Source organism: Cryobacterium sinapicolor, from assembly GCF_004403465.1.
Taxonomy (GTDB): domain Bacteria; phylum Actinomycetota; class Actinomycetes; order Actinomycetales; family Microbacteriaceae; genus Cryobacterium; species Cryobacterium sinapicolor.
Genome location: NZ_SOGQ01000055.1, coordinates 98654 through 118314, shown reverse-complemented (window position 1 = coordinate 118314; position 19661 = coordinate 98654). Strand labels below are relative to the sequence as shown.

At 68.2% G+C, this 19661-nt stretch carries 18 protein-coding genes; all 18 read right to left on the bottom strand.

Translation table 11 applies throughout. The annotated features are described in order from the left end of the window. Positions 1-46: 46 nt before the first annotated feature. Positions 47-538: a hypothetical protein gene (locus E3T28_RS11460; RefSeq protein WP_241979300.1), complete on the bottom strand. Its 492-nt coding sequence runs from the start codon at positions 536-538 to the stop codon at positions 47-49. Then, positions 531-1478, bottom strand: coding sequence for a DUF6545 domain-containing protein (locus E3T28_RS11455; protein ID WP_134431159.1), 948 nt, complete (start codon positions 1476-1478; stop codon positions 531-533). Before E3T28_RS11455 ends, E3T28_RS11460 begins: the two co-directional genes overlap by 8 nt. 93 nt (positions 1479-1571) lie before the next feature. Further along, the gene (locus E3T28_RS11450; RefSeq protein WP_134431156.1) at positions 1572-2066 is read right to left on the bottom strand and encodes a hypothetical protein; all 495 of its coding nucleotides are present in this window, start codon (positions 2064-2066) and stop codon (positions 1572-1574) included. Between the two features lie 318 nt (positions 2067-2384). Continuing rightward, complete coding sequence (gene pyk, locus E3T28_RS11445) at positions 2385-3830, bottom strand: pyruvate kinase (RefSeq protein WP_134431153.1); 1446 nt, start codon at positions 3828-3830, stop codon at positions 2385-2387. Between the two features lie 110 nt (positions 3831-3940). After that, positions 3941-5398: a glutamate synthase subunit beta gene (locus tag E3T28_RS11440; protein ID WP_134431151.1), complete on the bottom strand. Its 1458-nt coding sequence runs from the start codon at positions 5396-5398 to the stop codon at positions 3941-3943. Then, entirely contained in the window at positions 5391-9968 is a 4578-nt protein-coding gene (gene gltB, locus E3T28_RS11435; RefSeq protein WP_134431148.1) for a glutamate synthase large subunit, read from the bottom strand. Before gltB ends, E3T28_RS11440 begins: the two co-directional genes overlap by 8 nt. Positions 9969-10091: 123 nt before the next feature. Next, complete coding sequence (lgt, locus tag E3T28_RS11430; RefSeq protein ID WP_134431145.1) at positions 10092-11087, bottom strand: prolipoprotein diacylglyceryl transferase; 996 nt, start codon at positions 11085-11087, stop codon at positions 10092-10094. Between the two features lie 49 nt (positions 11088-11136). After that, positions 11137-11952 (bottom strand): tryptophan synthase subunit alpha, encoded by an 816-nt coding sequence (gene trpA, locus E3T28_RS11425; protein ID WP_134431254.1) that lies wholly within the window; start codon positions 11950-11952, stop codon positions 11137-11139. Between the two features lie 32 nt (positions 11953-11984). Continuing rightward, positions 11985-13202 (bottom strand): tryptophan synthase subunit beta, encoded by a 1218-nt coding sequence (trpB, locus tag E3T28_RS11420; protein ID WP_134431142.1) that lies wholly within the window; start codon positions 13200-13202, stop codon positions 11985-11987. Then, complete coding sequence (trpC, locus tag E3T28_RS11415) at positions 13203-13973, bottom strand: indole-3-glycerol phosphate synthase TrpC (RefSeq protein ID WP_134431139.1); 771 nt, start codon at positions 13971-13973, stop codon at positions 13203-13205. It abuts the gene before it with no gap. 4 nt (positions 13974-13977) lie between these two features. Beyond that, entirely contained in the window at positions 13978-14208 is a 231-nt protein-coding gene (locus tag E3T28_RS11410) for a DUF6704 family protein (RefSeq protein ID WP_134431137.1), read from the bottom strand. 100 nt (positions 14209-14308) lie between these two features. Continuing rightward, positions 14309-14947: a Trp biosynthesis-associated membrane protein gene (locus tag E3T28_RS11405; protein ID WP_134431134.1), complete on the bottom strand. Its 639-nt coding sequence runs from the start codon at positions 14945-14947 to the stop codon at positions 14309-14311. After that, a complete protein-coding gene (locus tag E3T28_RS11400; protein ID WP_134431131.1) occupies positions 14948-16489 on the bottom strand; it encodes an anthranilate synthase component I in 1542 nt (513 codons plus the stop codon). A 2-nt stretch (positions 16490-16491) separates the two neighbouring features. Next, positions 16492-16911, bottom strand: coding sequence for a phosphoribosyl-AMP cyclohydrolase (hisI, locus tag E3T28_RS11395; RefSeq protein WP_134431128.1), 420 nt, complete (start codon positions 16909-16911; stop codon positions 16492-16494). 37 nt (positions 16912-16948) lie between these two features. Further along, positions 16949-17710 (bottom strand): imidazole glycerol phosphate synthase subunit HisF, encoded by a 762-nt coding sequence (gene hisF, locus E3T28_RS11390; protein WP_134431125.1) that lies wholly within the window; start codon positions 17708-17710, stop codon positions 16949-16951. Between the two features lie 43 nt (positions 17711-17753). Continuing rightward, entirely contained in the window at positions 17754-18593 is an 840-nt protein-coding gene (hisG, locus tag E3T28_RS11385) for an ATP phosphoribosyltransferase (protein WP_134431123.1), read from the bottom strand. A gap of 97 nt (positions 18594-18690) precedes the next feature. Further along, positions 18691-18954, bottom strand: coding sequence for a phosphoribosyl-ATP diphosphatase (locus tag E3T28_RS11380; RefSeq protein WP_104100525.1), 264 nt, complete (start codon positions 18952-18954; stop codon positions 18691-18693). 12 nt (positions 18955-18966) lie between these two features. Beyond that, positions 18967-19635, bottom strand: coding sequence for a ribulose-phosphate 3-epimerase (rpe, locus tag E3T28_RS11375; protein ID WP_134431120.1), 669 nt, complete (start codon positions 19633-19635; stop codon positions 18967-18969). Between the last annotated feature and the right edge of the window lie 26 nt (positions 19636-19661).

Here is a 19661-nt window from a genome sequence, read left to right as displayed (position 1 = left end):
CTCGGTGGCGGGACGTTTCGGCGCTCCCGCGGCTCCGGGCAGGTAGTCAGTCGGTTGGTCGGTCCTGAGCGGGCCGGGCGGCCGTGCCACTCTGCATGTCTTCTTCCAGGAGCGCGGTGATCGAGCGCAGCGTCTCCGGGGACACATCTCCGAGCGCTCGTGCCGCGAAGTTCACGACGCGCTGGGCGCGCAGGCTCTTCACGAACGCCAGCTGGGAGTCGACGCGTTCCGGGAGGTCACTGTCCGAGCCCAGCAGGTATTCGGGTGGGATACGGAAGAACTCGCCGATGCCCTTGAGCAGGTCCACGTCGGTCACGAGAGGTCCGTCCCCGGTGATCATGTACGCCCACCGCGCGCGGGAAAGCGACAGGCCCCGCGCCTGGAGGCCGGCGGCGATCTGCCTGTAGGTGTGCGGCGTGTTGCCCTCGGCGACGACCACGTCCAGCAGCAGGTTGAGCTTGCGTGCCAACTCCCGCTGCGGGCTGATCAGTTCGCCGGGGGTGGTGGACCTTCCGGCGGCTACTCGCGGGTCAATCACGGTGTGCGATCCTGTCGGGTGTCTCTGAGCTGGCAAGGGGGGCGCTGAACGGGACTGTGGCCGGCCCGGCCCGCACGTGGTCCTCGGCGGTGTTGATCAGAATCCGTTCGGCTTGCGTCAGGTACTGGCCGGGATCGAGGAGCAGGCTATCCCGCACCTCGACGTAACGCCGGTAGAGGTGCGCACCGGGATCCCGTACGAGGAGCAGCCCGGCGTGCGAGAGGTCGCGCTCGATGCTGAGTTCCGGGGACCCGTCCAGCAGTCGCCCCCAAAGCGGCGTGATCCGCCAAAGCAGGACGCGGTCGCGGCCGGTCTTCCGGAGGACCTGGATCGCATCGGCCCCGGCCGTCAGGCCCAGTCCGACGGCCAGGCTGATCGGCGCGGCAAGCAGGGCGGCCTGGTACAGGACGAGTAGCCACCCCTGGAAGACGAATCCCCCGAGTAGGACTGATGCAGCCGCGCTGGCCAGGCTGACGGCGGTGTAGATCATGATCCAGAAGCATCCGAATACGACGAAGCCCAGGGCGATCCGAGTGATGGTGCGGCGTTGGGTGCGCCGGTCACGGAGGCAGGCCGAGGCCACCGAGACGGAGTAGTAGGCCATCGCCAGCCAAGTCGTGGCGGCGTAGAGCGCATAGTCGATTCGGGCGAGGAATGGTTGCCGAATATCACTCGTCAGGTGCCAGTCGCCGCCGAAGAATAGCAGGGCCTGCACGAGGATGATCGCACCCGCCACCGCTGCCGTCGCCCGCCGCCGCCGGGACGTGATGCCAAGCGGCGAGATCGCCTCTTGGACGAGGTTGCTCACGAGCGCCACGGACACGATGGCGGTCGCGTGGAAAACGAAGTACGTGACGTGCACGCCGCCCAGCAGAGGATCGACTCGGTAGTAGACGAAATCCGGTTGCAGCGTCAGGGTCGTCGCAAGTGCCGTGAGCACCCAGAACAAAGTTCGACGGTGACCCCGAACGAAAGTCGGCACGCAGAACGCGACAGCAAACCAAAGGGCGACGGACACCGTCAGCAGGATNAACTAGAGCACCCGTCCGAAGCCGGTGCGGGGGCCGTGGGCCGCGTCGGCGTTGTCCTGCAGCATGATCAGGGCCAGCCGGTCCCCGATCGCCTCGGCGAGGGCTTCCTGCCCGTCGGTGAAGTTGCTGCGCGACAGCGCATACGCGATCGAGTCCAACGGGATGAGCGGCGCGAGCAGCGCGACGCGATCGGCCGACACCAGTGTCTTCTCGTGCCGCAGGATCATGTGGCCGAACTCGTGGTTGATGAACTGCTGCCGGTGGACGGCGGAGTCCGTCGGCGCATGGTGGATGCGCTCGAAGTTCTCGCCCGCGACCTCGATCCACAGCCCGCAGACTCCGGATTCGATCAGGCGCGGACTCGCCGCTCGAATCACGATCGCCTTGCCTCGCAGCCCTTCCATGTATTGGTGCAGTCGCTCGACGGTCAGCGGACGCGGGAGGTCGAGGTCGGCCACGAGCTTGCGCGCCCGTTCCGTACGTGCTTCGTAGTTCACGTTTGGTTCCCCTCCCCGCATGGCCGTCCCGTGCAGGGCCGATCGGTGACATTAGACATGTCCATCAGGTGCTAGCCTAGCCTTTGGTTGGACATGTCTAGGCTACCGGGTCGGGGGACCCGTGTACGCCACGGACGTTGGCCGCGCTCCGTTCGCGGGGTGTGCACGCGCACAGCCTCCTGGGCGGCACTGTAGGGGAACAGAGTGCCGCCCGGAGGCGGTGAGTCCGTGTGCCCGAGAGGCCAGGGATTTGCAGCAGCACACGACAGAGCCCCGCCACCCGAAACCGGGTGGCGGGGCTCTGTCGTGGTGGCGCTACTAGCTCTTCGCGTAGGCCGGGTGAACTTCATTGTGGGCATCGCCGACGCGGTGCACACGGATGTCGTTCGTGGAACCCGCGATTCCGGGAGGGGAACCGCTGATGACGACGACCTTGTCACCGAGCTGGGCCAGACCCTGGCCGAGCAGGATGTCATCCACCTGTCCGAACATGGCGTCCGTGTGGGTGACGCGGTCGACCAGATAGGTCTGGATTCCCCAGGTGAGGGCCAGACGACGACGGATTCCGGGCTCCGGGGTGAAGGCCAGCATGGGGATCTTCGACCGCAGACGGGACATCCTTCTGACCGAGTCACCGGACTCCGTGAAGATACACAGGAACTTCGCTTCGACGAACTCGGCAACCTCGATGGCAGCGAGAGTGATCGCACCACCCTGGGTACGGGGTTTGTTCGTCAGCGGAGCGATGCGCTCCAGGCCGTGGTCCTCGGTCGAGGCGACGATGCGCGCCATCGTTTGGACCGTCACGACGGGGTATTCCCCGACGCTGGTCTCGCCACTGAGCATGACCGCATCCGCGCCGTCGAGCACGGCATTGGCGACGTCAGACGTCTCCGCACGTGTCGGCACCGGGCTGTGGATCATGGACTCGAGCATCTGCGTCGCCACGATGACCGGCTTGGCCATGCGACGGGCGATCTCGACCGCGTGCTTCTGGACGATCGGGACGGCCTCGAGCGGCAGTTCGACGCCCAGGTCGCCACGGGCGACCATGATGGCGTCGAACGCGTCGACGATGTCTTCGAGGTTCTCGACGGCCTGCGGCTTCTCGATCTTCGCGATCACGGGAACGCGGCGGCCTTCTTCGGCCATGATCTCGTGAACGCGGGTGATGTCGGCGGCGTCGCGAACGAACGACAGCGCGATCAGGTCCGTGCCGAGGCGGAGGCCCCAGCGCAGGTCGGCTTCGTCCTTCTCGGACAGCGCAGGAACGTTGACGGCGACTCCCGGCAGGTTGATGCCCTTGTTGTTCGAGACGGGGCCGGCGACGACGACCGTGGTCGTGACGACGGTGTCGTTCGTGGCCACCACCTCGACCTTGACCTTGCCGTCGTCGATCAGCAGGAAGTCACCCGGCTTGACGTCCTGGGGCAAGCCCTTGTACGTGGTGCCGGAAAGCTCCTTGTTGCCCAGGATCTCTTCCGTGGTGATCTTAAAGATGTCGCCGACGGCCAGTTCGTAAGGGCCGCCTTCGAACTTGCCGAGACGGATCTTCGGTCCCTGCAGGTCGACCATCACGGCGACGGCACGACCGGAGTCGTTCGCCGCTTTCCGTACGTTGGCGTAAACACCCTCGTGGACCTGGTAGTCCCCGTGGCTCAGGTTCATCCGACAGACGTCGACACCGGCATCGATAAGGGCACGAATTTGATCGTAGCTGGATGCTGCCGGCCCGAGGGTGGCGACGATTTTGGCGCGTCTCATACTGAAATATCTCCGATTTCCGCGCTTGTTTGGCGCATCTGTTCTGTTGTGGGGCGGGAGACCACGGGATGGTGGATCTCTTGGAATCGAATCACTGGATCAGTGACCAATCAGATTGCGAAGGCATGATCGGTCGGTGTGACCGGTGCAGGCAGTTGCGTCTCGCCTTCGAGGAATGTGTCGACGGCTGCCGCGGCAGCCCGACCTTCGGCGATCGCCCAGACGATGAGGGATTGGCCCCGGCCGGCATCACCGGCTACGAACACGCCCTCATGGCTGGTCTGGTATTTTTCGTCACGTTCGACATTACTCCGCCCATCGACCGGTACGTGCAGCTGGTCGGTCAGCTCGCGCGATTCGGGACCGGTGAAACCCATGGCCAGAAGAACCAGGTCCGCGGGGATCTCGCGTTCCGTGCCGGCCTTGGGCACCCGGCGTCCGTCCAGGAATTCGGTTTCAGCCACTCGGATGGCGCGCACCTCGCCGGACTCGTTGGCCAGGAACTCCACCGTCGACACCAGGTACTCGCGGTTGCCGCCCTCCTCGTGGGCGCTCGACACCTCGAACAGTGTCGGCGACAGCGGCCAGGGCTGGTGCTCCGGTCGATCCGTGCCCGGCTGGCGGCCGATGGCGAGGTTGGTGACCGATGCTGCGCCCTGGCGGTGCGCCGTGCCGATACAGTCCGCACCCGTGTCACCGCCGCCGAGAACGACCACGTGCTTGCCCTCCGCGGTGATCTGCTGGTCGACCGTGTCGCCGGCGCCGACCCGGTTCTGCTGCACCAGGTATTCCATGGCGAAGTGCACGCCCGGCAGGTCGCGGCCGGGGATCGGCAGGTCGCGGGGCACCAGGGCCCCCGTGGCGACGACCACGGCGTCATAGCGGGCCCGAAGGTCGTCCCAGGCGATGTCGACGCCGATGGTGACGCCCGCACGGAAGCGGGTGCCCTCGGCGGTCATCTGGCCCAGACGGGTCTCGAGGTGCTTCTTCTCCATCTTGAAGTCCGGGATGCCGTAACGCAGTAGCCCGCCGATGCGGTCGTCGCGTTCGAAGACCGCGACCGTGTGGCCGGCCCGGGTGAGCTGTTGGGCGGCTGCGAGGCCGGCCGGGCCGGAGCCGACGACGGCGACCGTTTTGCCGGTGAGGCGTCCGGGCGGCTGGGGCTGCACCCATCCGTTGGCGAACGCCTGATCGATGATGGAGACCTCGACCTGCTTGATGGTCACCGGCGGCTGGCTGATGCCGAGCACGCAGGCCGACTCGCAGGGCGCCGGGCAGAGACGACCGGTGAACTCCGGGAAGTTGTTCGTCACGTGGAGCCGTTCGATGGCCTGACGGCCCTCGTCGCGCCAGGTGAGGTCGTTCCATTCCGGGATGATGTTTCCGAGTGGGCAGCCCTGCTGGCAGAACGGGACACCGCAGTCCATGCAGCGGCCGGCCTGGCGTTTGAGCTGCGTGGCGTCGCCCTGCTCATAGACCTCTTTCCAGTCCATGAGACGAACGGAGACGGGCCGGCGGGCGGGCAGCTCCCGTTCGGTGGTCTTGAGGAATCCCTTCGGATCAGCCATTGGTTACCTCCAGAATGCGGTTCCAGACGACGACGCCATCGGGATCGAGGCCCTCGGTGACGGCGGTCTGCCTGGTTGCCAGGACGGCCGCGTAGTCGCGCGGCAGCACCTTGACGAAAGTGGACATGGTGGTCTCGAAATCGGCCAGTAGCCGTGCCGCCAGGGCGGACTCGGTCTGATCGTGGTGCTGTTCGAGCAGGTCGCGCACGATCTCACGGTCCGCGGCGCCGAGTGGCAGGAGCGTGAGCTCGCCGGAGTCGAGGGCCTGACTGTTGACGTTCTCGGTGCGGAGACCGTAGACGTACGCGGTTCCGCCGGACATGCCGGCACCCAGGTTGCGGCCTGTCTCGCCGAGGATGACGGCCAGTCCCCCGGTCATGTACTCGAGGGCGTGGTCGCCGACGCCCTCGACGACGGCGGTGGCGCCCGAGTTACGCACCAGGAAGCGTTCGCCCACGATGCCGCGGATGAACATGCTGCCCTGGGTCGCTCCGTACCCGATGACGTTGCCGGCGATCACGTTCTGCTCGGCCGGGAACAGGCTGCCGCGGTCGGGCCGCACGGTGATCTGGCCTCCGGAGAGCCCCTTTCCGACGTAGTCGTTGGAATCACCCTCGAGCCGCAGGATGATGCCGCTTGGGAGGAACGCGCCGAAGGACTGCCCGGCACTTCCGGTGAGGGTGACGTTGATGGAGCCGGACGGCAGGCCGTTCTCGCCGTGGCGCACGGTGACCTCGTGGCCGAGCATGGTGCCGACGGCCCGTTCGGTGTTGCGGATGGGCAGGGCGATCGAGATCTTCCCGCCGTGTTCGAGCACGCCGGCGCTCTGCCGGATCAGTTCGTTGTCGAAGTGGAGCTCGAGCTCGTGCTCCTGCGGCCGGCCGGACTGGCGCGGCTCGCCCGCCGAGAAGTCCGGACCGATGAGGATGGGCGACAGGTCGAGGCCGGAGGCCTTCCAGTGCGTGAGCGCTCCGTTCACATCGAGCACCTCGCGGTGGCCGATCGCCTCGTCGAGGCTACGGAAACCGAGCTCGGCGAGGTACTCGCGCACCTCCTGGGCGATGAACTCGAAAAAGTTGACGACGTGCTCGGCCTTGCCGGTGAAGCGTTTTCGCAGCTCCGGGTTCTGGGTGGCCACCCCGACGGGGCAGGTGTCCAGGTGACAGACGCGCATCATGACGCAGCCCTCCACGATCAGCGGGGCGGTGGCGAAACCGAACTCCTCTGCACCGAGCAGCGCGCCGATGATGACGTCGCGGCCGGTCTTCAACTGGCCGTCGACCTGCAGTACGACGCGGTCGCGCATCCCGTTGAGCATCAGGGTCTGCTGGGTCTCGGCGAGACCGAGTTCCCAGGGGGTTCCCGCGTGCTTGAGGGAGTTGAGCGGGCTTGCCCCGGTGCCGCCGTCGTGGCCGGAGATGAGGATGACGTCCGACAGGGCCTTGGCCACACCGGCGGCGACCGCGCCGATGCCGGACTGGCTGACCAGCTTGGTGTGGATGCGCGCAGCCGGGTTCGCCCGCTTCAGGTCGAAGATCAGCTGCTTGAGGTCTTCGATCGAGTAGATGTCGTGGTGCGGGGGCGGCGAAATGAGGCCGACGCCGGCGGTGGCGTGCCGGGTGCGCGCAATCCACGGGTAGACCTTCGTGGGCGGCAGCTGGCCTCCCTCACCGGGTTTGGCACCCTGCGCCAGCTTGATCTGGATGTCGTCGGCGTGGGAGAGGTACATGCTGGTGACCCCGAACCGGCCGGACGCCACCTGCTTGACGGCGCTCCGACGCTCCGGGTCGAGCAACCGGTCGAGGTCCTCGCCGCCCTCACCGGTGTTGGACTTGCCGCCGAGGCGGTTCATCGCGATGGCGAGGGTCTCGTGCGCCTCGGCGGAGATCGAGCCGTAGCTCATCGCGCCGGTCGCGAAGCGCTTCACGATGGCGGAGACCGGCTCAACCTCGTCCAGCGGCACGGCGTGGCGCTTGCCGGTGGTGAAGGTGAACATGCCGCGCAGGGTCATCAGGCTCGACGCCTGGTCGTCGACGAGCTTGGTGTATTCGCGGAAGATGTCGTAGCGGCGTGTGCGCGTGGAGTGCTGCAACCGGAAGATGGTGTCCGGGTTGAACAGGTGCGGAGACCCGTCGCGGCGCCACTGGTACTCGCCGCCGGTGGCGAGGCGTTCGTGCGCGGTGACCGCGGCGTCCTCAGGGTACGCCGCCCGGTGCCGGGCCTCGTTCTCGGCCGCGACGACCTCGATGCCGATGCCGCCGAGCTTGCTGGTGGTGCCGGTGAAGTACTGGTCGACGAATTCCTGGCTCAGTCCCACGGCCTCGAAGGTCTGCGCGCCCGCGTAGGAGGAGACTGTCGAGATGCCCATCTTGGACATGATCTTGAGCACGCCCTTGCCGAGGGCCTTGATCACGTTGCGCACGGCCTGTTCGGGCGTGCCGTTCGTGATGTAGCCGCTGCGCACCAAGTCTTCGCAGGTTTCCATCGCGAGATACGGGTTGACGGCGGAGGCGCCGTAACCGATCAGGAGCGCGACGTGGTGCACCTCTCGCACATCGCCGGCCTCGACCACGATGCCGACCTTCATCCGGTTCTGCGTGCGGATCAGATGGTGGTGCACCGCGGCGATCATCAGCAGCGACGGGATCGGGGCCAGGTCCTTGTTGGAGTCCCGGTCTGACAGAACGAGGAACATCGCTCCGTCGTCGATGGCCGCGTCGGCCTCGGCGCACATCTCCGCGATGCGGGCCTCGAGCGCGTCTGGCCCGTCTTCGAACCGGTAGAGCCCGCGGATGGTCGTGGTGGTGCGGCTGCCCGGCGCGGGGTCGATGTGCTGGATCTTCGCGAGCTCGTCGTTGTCGATCACGGGGAAGTCGAGCACGACCTGCCGGGCGTGCTCGGGGCCCACCGACAACAGGTTGCGTTCCGGGCCGAGCCCGAGCTTGAGGGAGGTGACGACTTCCTCGCGGATGGAGTCGAGCGGCGGGTTCGTCACCTGGGCGAACTGCTGCGTGAAGTAGTCGAACAGCAACCGGGGTCGGTCGCTGAGCACCGCGATGGGCGTGTCGGAGCCCATCGCGCCCAGCGGCTCCCCGCCGATGCGAGCCATCGGCGCGAGCAGGATCCGCACCTCCTCCTCGGTGTAGCCGAAGGTGCGCTGACGCCGCACGACGGATGCCGGCGGGTGCACGATGTGCTCCCGGTCGGGCAGGTCCTTGAGGTTGATACGCCCGGCGTCCAGCCAGGTTCCCCACGGCTCACTCGCCGCGAGGTCGGCTTTGATCTCGTCGTCTTCGATCAGGCGGCCGGCGACCGTGTCGACAAGGAACATCTTGCCGGGACGCAGGCGGCCCTTGCGCACCACGCGGCTGGGGTCGATGTCGAGTACACCGATCTCGCTGGCGAGCACGACGAGACCGTCGTCGGTGATGAGGTAGCGGCCGGGACGCAGCCCGTTACGGTCGAGGGTGGCGCCGACGAGGGACCCGTCGGTGAACACGATCGCGGCCGGGCCGTCCCACGGCTCCATCAGCATGGAGTGGTACTCGTAGAACGCGCGGCGCTCGGCGTCGAGGTCGGCCTGGTTCTCCCAGGCCTCCGGCACCATCATCATCACGGCGTGCGGGAGCGAACGCCCGGACAGGCTGAGCAGTTCGACGACCTCATCGAAGGAGGCCGAGTCGCTGCCGCCGGGGGTGACGATCGGCAGCAGCGGCGCCAGGTCACCGAGCAGCTCCGTTTCGAGCTGGGACTGGCGCGCCTGCATCCAGTTGCGGTTGCCCTGCACGGTGTTGATTTCGCCGTTGTGGGCGATCATCCGGAACGGCTGCGCGAGCGGCCAGGACGGGAACGTGTTGGTGGAGTAGCGGGAGTGCACGAGCGCGAGCTTCGAGACGAATCGCGGGTCGGACAGGTCCGGGTAGAACGGCTCCAGCTGCAGCGTCGTCACCATTCCCTTGTAGACCACGGTGCGGCAGGACAGAGACGCAAAGTAGATCTCCAGCTCGCGTTCGGCGCGCTTCCGCAACCGGAGGGCCTGGCGGTCGAGCGCGATGTCGCCGAGAGTGTCTCCGGCGTCCGTCGTGCGGGTGCTCCGCACGAACAGCTGCTGGATGGCCGGCATGGCCGCGCGGGCCAGGTTGCCGACCTCGTCGGGGCGCACGGGAACCTCGCGCCAGCCGAGGATGACGAGCCCCTCTTCCAGGGCGATCCGGTTGATCTGCCGCTTGATTCCGCTGCGCTTGGTGGGATCGACGGGCAGGAACACATTGCCGACCGCGTAACGGCCCGCCTCGGGCAGGGCGAAGTCGGTTACCTCCCGCAGGAATTCGTCGGGAACCTGGGTGATGATTCCCGCCCCGTCACCGGTGCCGGCATCCGAGCCGACCGCGCCGCGGTGCTCGAGGTTTCGGAGCGCGTCGAGGGCGAGGGTGATGATGTCGTGCCCGGCGGTGCCGCGAAGCGTGGCGACCATGGCGAGGCCACAGGCGTCGCGCTCCTCGGCCGGGTTGTAGAGGCCCTGCGGCTTCGGCACTGCGCTGAAGCGCGAGAAGAGGGGTGTTTGCGGCATTGGACCGTCCTCACGAAAGTAACTGGCAAGTGGGGACGACGCTGGCCCGCTCAGGTAGACATTTGCGCGGCGGCCCGTCATACCGGGTCACAAGCCGTGGAACAGGTTGACGATAACCTGAGCTTAGAGGCGCGAGTTGCTGGTGCTTGTGGCTGCAACGTCGTCTGCTCCGGCGGGACCGGCGGCCTCATCACCGTGATCCTCGGGGTCCGAATCAAACTCCTCAGATTCTACCTCAGCGTCGGGGCCCTTCCACTCACGGCCGGGAACATACACGCTGGCGGGCAGGCCCGTGTGCCGCCGGCTCTGCACGGCGATCAGGATGATCCCCAACAGGATGGCTGCGAAGGCGGCCCACACATTGGTGCGGAGGCCGAAGAAGATTTCGCTCGGGTCGACCCGGATCGACTCGAAGACGCTGCGGCCGAGGCCGTACCAGATCAGGTAGACGCCGAAGGCCTTGCCCCAGCGGAGCGAGACCGTGCGTTCGATCGCGAGGATCAGGACGACACCGACCACGTTCCAGATCATCTCGTAGAGGAAGGTGGGGTGGAACAGGGTTTCGGGGGGAAGACCGATCGGGAAGGCAGGGTTCGCCGCAGAGACCTCGAGGCCCCAGGGCAGATCGGTCGGCAGTCCGAAGAGCTCCTCGTTGAACCAGTTGCCGAGGCGGCCCATGGCCTGCGCCACCAGCATCCCCGGCGCCAGGGCGTCGGCGAAGGCCCAGAAACGGATGCCCGACATGCGGCAGCCGATGTACGCGCCAACGGCCCCACCCAGAAGCGCTCCGAAGATGGCGTTGCCGCCGTTCCAGATCGCGAACACCTCCAGAGGGTTGGCACCCTCGAAAAAGTAGTCGGAGGGGTGCGTGAACACGTGGTAGAAACGGGCGCCGACGATGCCGAGGGGGACGGCCCAGAGGATGATGTCGAGCACCACGCCCGGCTCACCGCCGCGCGAGGTCAGCCGACGGCTCGTCATGACGGTGGCGGCGATGATCCCGGCCAGGATGCACAGGGCATAGGCGTGGATGGTGAACGGGCCGAGGGTGAACGAGCTCCATTCGGGGTTCGGGCTCGGGATGCTCAGAAGAAAAGACACCTGGGAACTACCTTTCATCGTGGCGCGGGCACTCCGGAGTGACCGAGACCGCCTCGGTCAACTTACCTTAGCGAGTGGGGGCCGAGCTGGCGGGGCGGAGATCCCGGGCGCCCGCTGCGAGGTCACGGGCAAGAGCGGCGAGGGTGGGCACTCCCCCGTCGGCCAAGGCCTTGACCAGGGCGGAACCGACGATGGCGCCGTCGGCGTAGGCGAGGATCTCCCGCACCTGCTCCGGTGTGGAGATGCCGAGTCCGACGCACGCGCTCGTGGAGCCCACGGAGCGGAGGCGGTCGACGAGCACCCGCGCGGCGGAGTCCACGTCGCCGCGGGCACCCGTGATCCCCATGGTGGAGACCGCGTAGACGAATCCGCGGCTGGCATCCACTGCCTGGCGCAGGCGGTCGTCGGACGACGACGGCGCGGCGAGGAAGACGCGATCGAGCCCCGTGCGCGTGCTGGCGCCCATCCAGGCGGCGGCGTCATCGGGGATGAGGTCGGGCGTGATCAGCCCGGCGCCGCCCGCAGCGACCAGGTCGTCGGCGAATCGGTCCGCGCCGTACTGCAGAATCGGGTTCCAGTAGGTCATGACCAGCACGGGGACGTTCACCTGCGCGGTGATCGCCGCGACGGCCTCGAAACCGTGGCGCAGCCGGAAGCCGTTGGCCAAGGCTTGCTGGGTCGCCGCCTGGATGACGGGCCCGTCCATCACCGGGTCGGTATACGGCAGGCCCAGCTCGATGATGTCGACGCCGCTGTGCGCGAGCGCGACGGCCGCGTCGATGCTCTCGGTCAGGGTCGGGAACCCGACGGGCAGGTAGCCGATCAGAGCGCCGCCTCCCTCGGAGCGGCGGCGAATGATGGTCGCCTCGACCGTGCTCGTCATTCCGCTCGTGGGGTGCGTGCCTGTTTCCGTGCTCATACCTGTGCCGCGCCTTTGTCGAGCAGGTCGAAGTACCGACCCGCGGTTTCCATGTCCTTGTCGCCGCGCCCACTGAGGTTCACCAGGATGGTGGCGTCCGGCCCGAGCTGCTTGCCGAGATCGAGGGTGCCGGCGAGGGCGTGCGCCGACTCGATGGCGGGGATGATGCCCTCGGTGCGACTGAGCAGCCGGAGGGCGCTCATCGCCTCGTCGTCGGTGACCGGGAGGTAGGTGGCCCGGCCGATGCTGGCGAGCCAGGCGTGCTCCGGGCCAACCCCGGGGTAGTCCAGGCCCGCGGAGATCGAGTGCGACTCCACGGTCTGCCCGTCTTCGTCCTGCAGCAGGAAGCTGCGGGCGCCGTGCAGGATGCCGGGGCGCCCCTTGGTGATCGTCGCCGCGTGACGCAGGGTCTCCGCGCCGTCGCCGCCGGCCTCGTAGCCGACCAGGGCCACCTCCGGGTCGTCGAGGAACGCGTGGAAGATGCCCATTGCGTTCGACCCGCCACCGACGCAGGCGGTGACCGCGTCGGGGAGGCGGCCGGTGAGGTCCAGCACCTGCTGGCGGGCCTCCTCACCGATGATCTTCTGGAAGTCACGCACCATTGCGGGGAATGGATGCGGCCCGGCGACGGTTCCGAACATGTAATTGGTGGTCCCGACGTTGGTGACCCAGTCACGCATGGCGTCGTTGATGGCGTCCTTCAGGGTGCGGGACCCGGTCTTGACCGGGACGACCTCGGCGCCGAGCAGGCGCATCCGAGCCACGTTCAGGGCCTGGCGTTCCGTGTCGACCTCGCCCATGTAGACGACGCAGTCGAGCCCGAACAGGGCGGCGGCCGTCGCGGCCGCCACGCCGTGCTGCCCGGCGCCGGTCTCGGCGATGACGCGGGACTTGCCGATGCGCTTGGTGAGCAGCGCTTGGCCGAGCACATTGTTGATCTTGTGCGAACCGGTGTGGTTGAGGTCTTCCCGCTTCAGGATGATGCGGGCGCCGCCGGCGTGCGCGGCGAACCGGGGCACCTCGGTGATGATCGAGGGGCGACCGGTGTAGCTGCGGTGCAGTTCCATCAGTTCGGCCGCGAAGGCCGGGTCCTGCCGCGCGATCGCGTACTCGTCCGTCAGCTCGTCGAGAGCTGCCACGAGTGATTCCGGCACGAACCTCCCGCCGAAGTCGCCGAAGTACGGACCTGCTTCTGTTCTGAGGGACGTTGACATTTATACCGCCAGGAATTCGGAGAGGGTGCGGATGGGATCGTTCGTGACGAGGGCCTCGCCGACGAGCACGATGTCGGCGCCGGCGGCGCGGTAGTGAGCGACGTCGACGGCGGTCTTGACGGCCGATTCGGCGACGCGGACGACGCCGGAGGGGATCCCGTCGGCGAGCCGGCCGAACAGGTCCTGGTCGAGTTCGAACGTGGACAGGTCGCGGGCGTTCACCCCGACGAGGCTGGCGCCGATGGACACGGCGCGATCGACCTCGTCGGCGCTGTGAGTCTCCACCAGCGCGGTCATGCCGAGCTGGCGCACGAGGTCGTGCAGGGAGACCAGAGTGGCCTGATCGAGTGCGGCGACGATGAGCAGGACCATGTCGGCGCCTGCCGCCCGCGCCTCGAAGACCTGGTACGGCAGGCCGATGAAGTCCTTGCGCAGCACGGGGATGCGGACGGCGGACCGCACCTGCTCGAGATCGGCCAGGGAGCCGAGGAACTTGCGGCCCTCGGTGAGCACGCTGATCGCGCTGGCCCCGCCGAACTCGTAGGAGACGGCAAGGGCAGCCGGGTCGGATATCTCCGCCAGAGTGCCCCGGGACGGGCTGGCGCGCTTGACCTCCGCGATGATCTTGACGCGCTCTGCGGGAGCGAGCAGCGACAGGGCGTCGATCGCGGGCGTCTGCGACAGGGCCGCTGCCTCCACGATCGAGAACGGACGGACCGCCCGGCGCTGTTCGGCGTCGGCGACGGCCCCGGCTAGAAGGTCAGACAGCACTCGACTAGTTGCCCTGGTGGGTGGACTGGGTGTCGGCCACGCCGTAGCCGATCTTGGCGAGGACCCAACCGACCAGCAGGCCGACCACGAGCAGTCCGACGGACGCCCACACGAGCCACGGGATCACGAGGAAGAAGGCGACGGTGCCGATCGCGACGGCGAGGAGCATGATGGTGACGGCGGTCCAGGCCGCGATGGAGTGGCCTTCTCCTGGGTCTACCGATTCGAAGCTCATGGTTCTCCTTTTATGCGTTGACGGGCAGATCAAGTCTAGCGGCCCCAGGGTTCCCCGGCCTCCCCCACGCACCAGGTGAAACCGGGAATCAGGTAGGGGTTCAGCGCGGCGCGGTGGGGTCTTCGCCGCGGCTCAGGCCATCCCAGTCGTCGACGGCGTCGGAGGTCGGAGCGGCCGGGCCGGGGCCGCCGGCATCCACTGCCCCGGCGGGCTCGGCCGGCTCGAAGCGCACGGCCTGGTAGCGGGACGTCGGCCCAGGCCAGCTCCTGGCCGTGACGAGGACCCCGATCCCGGCGCCGGCCATGACCACGCCGGCGACCAACGCGACGAACGGCCACGGCGTCACCGCGGCCGAGACGACGGCGTCGACGACCGAGTCGGCGCCGGAGATCCCGGTCGCATCGGTGACCGCTCCGGCACTGGCCGCCGCCGGATCGGTGATGGCCAGGACGGCGGAGAGGGACACGGAGAAGCCGAGCAGCACCTCGAGCACACCGAGGACAACCCGGATGACGGGACCGGCGATGCTCAGGGCGCCGGCGAGGGCCAGGCCGGCGAGGGCCAGGGCCGTCACGCCCGGGGCGGCCGTGGAGCCGGATACCTCGAGGATCTGCAGCGCCGAGCCGGACTGCCCCACGGTGGCATTCACCCAAACCTGGGTCCAGGCCAGCAGGGCCAGCCCGCTGGCCGCCAGGACCACGAGGATGTGCCCGAGTTTGAGCCGCCGAGCGGATGCCACCTAGCGCACCCGCTTCATGGCGTTCGCGACCGCGACCGCGCGGAGGGGCGCCGCCGCCTTGTTCTGCGACTCCTGGTATTCCGACGCCGGGTCGGAGTCGGCGACGAGTCCGCCGCCGGCCTGCACGCGGGCGACGCCGTTCATGATCGTGGCGGTGCGGATGGCGATAGCCAGGTCGGCGTCCCCGGCGAACCCGAAGTAGCCGACCACTCCCCCGTACACGCCCCGCTGTGCGGGCTCGAGCGCGTCGATGATCTCCAGCGCGCGTGGTTTTGGGGCCCCGGAGAGGGTGCCGGCCGGGAACGTGGCGCGGAAGACATCGATGGCGGACCGGCCCGGCAGCAGGTTCCCTTCGACCGAGGAGACCAGGTGCATGATGTGGCTGAACCGCTCTATCCGCATGAACTCCGTCACCTCGACCGAGCCGGGCGCGCAGACCTTGAGCAGGTCGTTGCGGGCCAGGTCGACGAGCATCAGGTGCTCGGCGCGTTCCTTGGGGTCGCCCGCCAGCTCGGCTTCGTAGTCTGCATCGGCGTCCGGGGTCGCGCCGCGCGGCTTCGATCCGGCGATCGGGTGCGTGAACACCCGGGCGTTCTGCACCTTCACCAGCGCCTCCGGGGAGGAGCCCACGATCCAGTAGGCCTCCTTCTCCGGCGATTCGAGGCTGAGCAGGTACATGTACGGCGACGGGTTGAGGCTGCGCAGCACCCGGTAGACGTCGATCGGGTCGGCCGTGCACTCCTGATCGAAGCGCTGGGAGATGACCACCTGGAAGACGTCGCCGTCGACGATGTGCTCCTTGGCCGAGTCCACCGCGGCGAGGAAGTCCTCGCGCCGGGTGCGGTTGGTCGGGGCGGAGGGCTGGCCGAGGTCGACCTCGGCCAGCCAAGCCTCGGAAGGCTCGGCCAGGCGGGTCTGCAGGGCGTCGAGCCGTTCCTGGGCGGCCGCCCAGAGGGCATCCGTCTCGTCGTGGCCGTCGTTGAGCACGTTGGAGATGAGCTGCACGGTGCCGAACTTGTGGTCGATCACGACGAGGTCGGCCACGAAGCTGAAGGCCTGGCCGGGCACGTCGTAGTCCGCCGGCGGACGGTTCGGCAGGAGCTCGATCTGGCGGATCGCTTCCCAACCGATGAATCCGACGAGGCCGCCGGTCAGCGGCGGGTGGCCGGGCATCCGCGGGGTTTCCCAGCGTTCGTGGAGGGCCGCGAGGGCTGCCAGCGGGCCGAGGCCCGCAGCGTCGCCGAGGGCGCGCTCGGCAGAGAGGCCGTAGTCGAGCCATCGGGTCTCGTCTCCCTGCTGGGTGAGCACGCCGAAAGAGGACACGCCCACGAACGAGAACCGGGACCAGATGCCGCCCTGCTCGGCGGACTCGAGCAGGAAGCTGCCGGGCTGGCCGGCCGCGAGCTTGCGGTAGATGCCCACCGGGGTCTCGCCGTCGGCGAACAGTTCGCGCACGACGGGAAACACCCGGTGGTCGTCGATCTGGCGAGCGAACTGCTCGGCGCTGGTCGACGGGGTTGTGCTGGAGCTGTTCGGTGCCATGGTCAGTCCTTGAGCTCGTCGGTGGAGGCCGTCTCGGGTGCCACGGCAGGGTCCGCGGGGCGGGTGCCGGTCACGACCTCGACGCCGCGCCCGTCGAAGCAGGTACGTGACCCGGTGTGGCAGGCCGCGCCGACCTGGTCGGCCTGGACCAGGAGGGTGTCCGCGTCGCAGTCGAACGCGGCGGACTTCACGTACTGCCCGTGACCGGAGGTGTCGCCTTTGCGCCAGTATTCCTGGCGACTGCGCGACCAGAACGTCACGCGCCCCTCGCTCAGGGTGCGGCGCAGGGCCTCCCGGTTCATCCAGCCGAGCATCAGCACCTCGCCGGTGTCCCACTGCTGGATCACTGCCGGCAGCAGTCCGTCGGAGTTGAACCCGGCCCGGGAGAGGGCATCGTCGCTGCTGGAGGGCACGTCGGTCATCGGGGAGCCGTTTCAGGTCGGGTGAGGCAGGTCGTCATCAGCGCACGGGCATTCCGGCGTGCCGGAGCTCCGCCTTGACGTCGCCGACGGTCAGCTGACCGCTATGGAACACGGATGCCGCGAGCACGGCGTCCGCCCCCGCCGCGATGGCCGGGGGGAAGTCCTCGACCCGGCCGGCGCCGCCGGACGCGATCACCGGAACGGTGCTCAGGGCGCGCATCAGCGTGATGAGCTCCACGTCGAAGCCGGCCTTCGTGCCGTCGGCGTCGATGGAGTTGACAAGGAGCTCGCCGACTCCCAGCTTGATCGCCGTCCGCGCCCAGGCGAGCGCGTCGAGGTCGGTTTCGGTGCGGCCGCCGTGGGTGGTGACGACGAAGCCGGACTCGGTGCGGCCGCTGCGCTTGACGTCGAGCGAGAGCACGAGCACCTGGGAGCCGAACCGGTCGGCGATCTCGCCGATCAGGGCCGGCCGGGTGATGGCGGCACTGTTGACCCCGACCTTGTCCGCACCGCTGGCCTGCAGCCGGGACACGTCCTCGACCGTGCGGATGCCGCCGCCCACCGTGAGCGGGATGAAGACCTGCTCCGCGGTGGCGCGGACGACGTCGTAGGTGGTGGCGCGGTTGTCGACGGTGGCGTTCACGTCGAGGAAGGTGAGTTCGTCCGCGCCCTGCTCGTAGTACCGGCGGGCGAGCTCGACCGGGTCGCCCGCGTCGCGCAGGTTCTGAAAGTTCACGCCCTTGACCACGCGGCCGTCGGCCACGTCGAGGCAGGGAATGACCCGCACCGAAAGACTCACGATTGTGCCTCCATTGTGTGTCGCCGCATCTGCATTTCGCCGGTTACAGCCGCGCGTTGTGGATGGAGCTGATCAGGATGGCGCGGGCACCGAGCTCGTAGAGGGCGTCCATGACGTGGTTGGTGTTCAGGCGCGGGATCATCACGCGCACGGCGACCCATTCCGGGTCGTGCAGGGACGACACGGTGGGCGACTCGATGCCGGGCGCCAGCAGGCACGCGTCGTCGAGGAGCACCTGCGGGATGTCGTAGTCCATCAGCACGTACTGGCGGGCCACGAGCACCCCCTGCAGCCGGCGCAGCAGGGTCGCGATGCCGGGCTTGTCATTCTCGGAGCTGATCAGCACGGCCGTCGACTGCAGGATGACCGGGCCGAAGATCTCGAGGCCGGCCTTGCGCAGGGTGGAGCCGGTGGAGACGACGTCGGCGACGGCATCCGCCACGCCCAGCTGCACGGCGGACTCGACCGCGCCGTCGAGGGTGACCAGGGTCACGCTCACGTCGTTCTCGGCCAGGAAAGCCTCGACCAGACCGGGGTAGCTGGTGGCGACGCGGAGGCCCGACAGGTCGGCCAGGTCGGTGAACCGGCCGTGCGGGCCGGCGAAGCGGAAGGTGGAGTCGCCGAAGTCGAGGCTGGCGATCTCCTGGGCGGTGGAGCCGGAGTCGAGCAGCAGGTCACGGCCGGTGATGCCCACGTCAAGGGCTCCGGAGCCCACGTAGGTGGCGATGTCGCGGGGACGAAGGTAGAAGAACTCCACGTCGTTGCGGGGGTCGGCGACGACGAGGTCGCGCGGGTCGCGGCGGCCGGTGTATCCGGCCTCGAACAGCATCTGCGCGGCGGTTTCGGACAACGAGCCCTTGTTGGGCACGGCAATTCTCAGCATTGGGGCACTCTCTGCGTCTTCAGGTTCTGGCTAGCAGGTCTCACGGGGTGAACCGGGTGGGGTCTCTCGGTTGACGCGTCACGGACAAGGTGACGCGTCACAGATGGCGGTACAGGTCGGCGGGGGTCAGCCCCTTCGCCAGCATCATCACCTGCACGTGGTAGAGCAGCTGGCTCATTTCGGCGGCGGTCTCGTCGTCGCTCTGGAACTCGGCGGCCATCCAGACCTCGGCGGCCTCTTCGACGATCTTCTTGCCGATGGCATGCACGCCGGCATCGAGTTCACGCACGGTCCCCGAGCCGTCGGGGCGGGTCCGTGCCTTGTCGCTCAGTTCAGCGAACAGGTCGTCAAAAGTCTTCACTTGTCTAGGGTACTAGTGCGCGTGCCGGTGTTCGGTCGCGGCGGCACGCAGCAGGGCGATCTGCTTCGCCGGGTCGGCGGCGTTGAACACGCTGGAGCCGGCGACGAAGGTGTTCGCCCCGGCCTCGGCGGCGATCACGATGGTGTCCTCGGTGATACCGCCGTCGACCTGCAACCAGACGTCCAGGCCGGACTTCCTCACGGCGTCCGACAGAGTGCGGAGCTTGCGCATGGTGGAGGGCATGAAGCTCTGCCCGCCGAAGCCGGGTTCGACCGTCATCACGAGCACCTGGTCGAACTCGGGCAGCAGCTCGAGGTAGGGCTCGATGGCCGTGCCGGGCTTGAGGGCGATACCGGCCCGGGCGCCGATCGAGCGCAGTGTGCGGGCCAGAGCGACCGGGTTGGTGGTGGACTCCGCGTGGAAGGTGACCGAGAACGCGCCCGCCTCGGCGTAGCCGGGCGCCCAGCGCTCCGGGTTCTCGATCATCAGGTGCAGGTCGAAGGGCAGCGGGGAGACCTGGGCGAGGCGGTCGACGACCGGCGGGCCGAACGTCAGGTTCGGCACGAAGTGGTTGTCCATGATGTCGACGTGAACGAGGTCGGCGGTGCGGATGCGCCCCAGGTCCCGTTCGAGATTGGCGAAGTCGGCGGCGAGGATGCTGGGGTTTATCCGGGTGACCATGCCTTCACCCTACTGCGGCCGGCCCG

Bases quoted from the DNA above. Each gene is read 5' to 3' on its own strand.
- pyk (WP_134431153.1), bottom strand. From the start codon at position 3,830: ATGAGACGCGCCAAAATCGTCGCCACCCTCGGGCCGGCAGCATCCAGC.
- E3T28_RS11440 (WP_134431151.1), bottom strand. From the start codon at position 5,398: ATGGCTGATCCGAAGGGATTCCTCAAGACCACCGAACGGGAGCTGCCC.
- gltB (WP_134431148.1), bottom strand. From the start codon at position 9,968: ATGCCGCAAACACCCCTCTTCTCGCGCTTCAGCGCAGTGCCGAAGCCG.
- lgt (WP_134431145.1), bottom strand. From the start codon at position 11,087: ATGAAAGGTAGTTCCCAGGTGTCTTTTCTTCTGAGCATCCCGAGCCCG.
- trpA (WP_134431254.1), bottom strand. From the start codon at position 11,952: ATGACGAGCACGGTCGAGGCGACCATCATTCGCCGCCGCTCCGAGGGA.
- trpB (WP_134431142.1), bottom strand. From the start codon at position 13,202: ATGTCAACGTCCCTCAGAACAGAAGCAGGTCCGTACTTCGGCGACTTC.
- E3T28_RS11410 (WP_134431137.1), bottom strand. From the start codon at position 14,208: ATGAGCTTCGAATCGGTAGACCCAGGAGAAGGCCACTCCATCGCGGCC.
- E3T28_RS11400 (WP_134431131.1), bottom strand. From the start codon at position 16,489: ATGGCACCGAACAGCTCCAGCACAACCCCGTCGACCAGCGCCGAGCAG.
- hisI (WP_134431128.1), bottom strand. From the start codon at position 16,911: ATGACCGACGTGCCCTCCAGCAGCGACGATGCCCTCTCCCGGGCCGGG.
- hisG (WP_134431123.1), bottom strand. From the start codon at position 18,593: ATGCTGAGAATTGCCGTGCCCAACAAGGGCTCGTTGTCCGAAACCGCC.
- rpe (WP_134431120.1), bottom strand. From the start codon at position 19,635: ATGGTCACCCGGATAAACCCCAGCATCCTCGCCGCCGACTTCGCCAAT.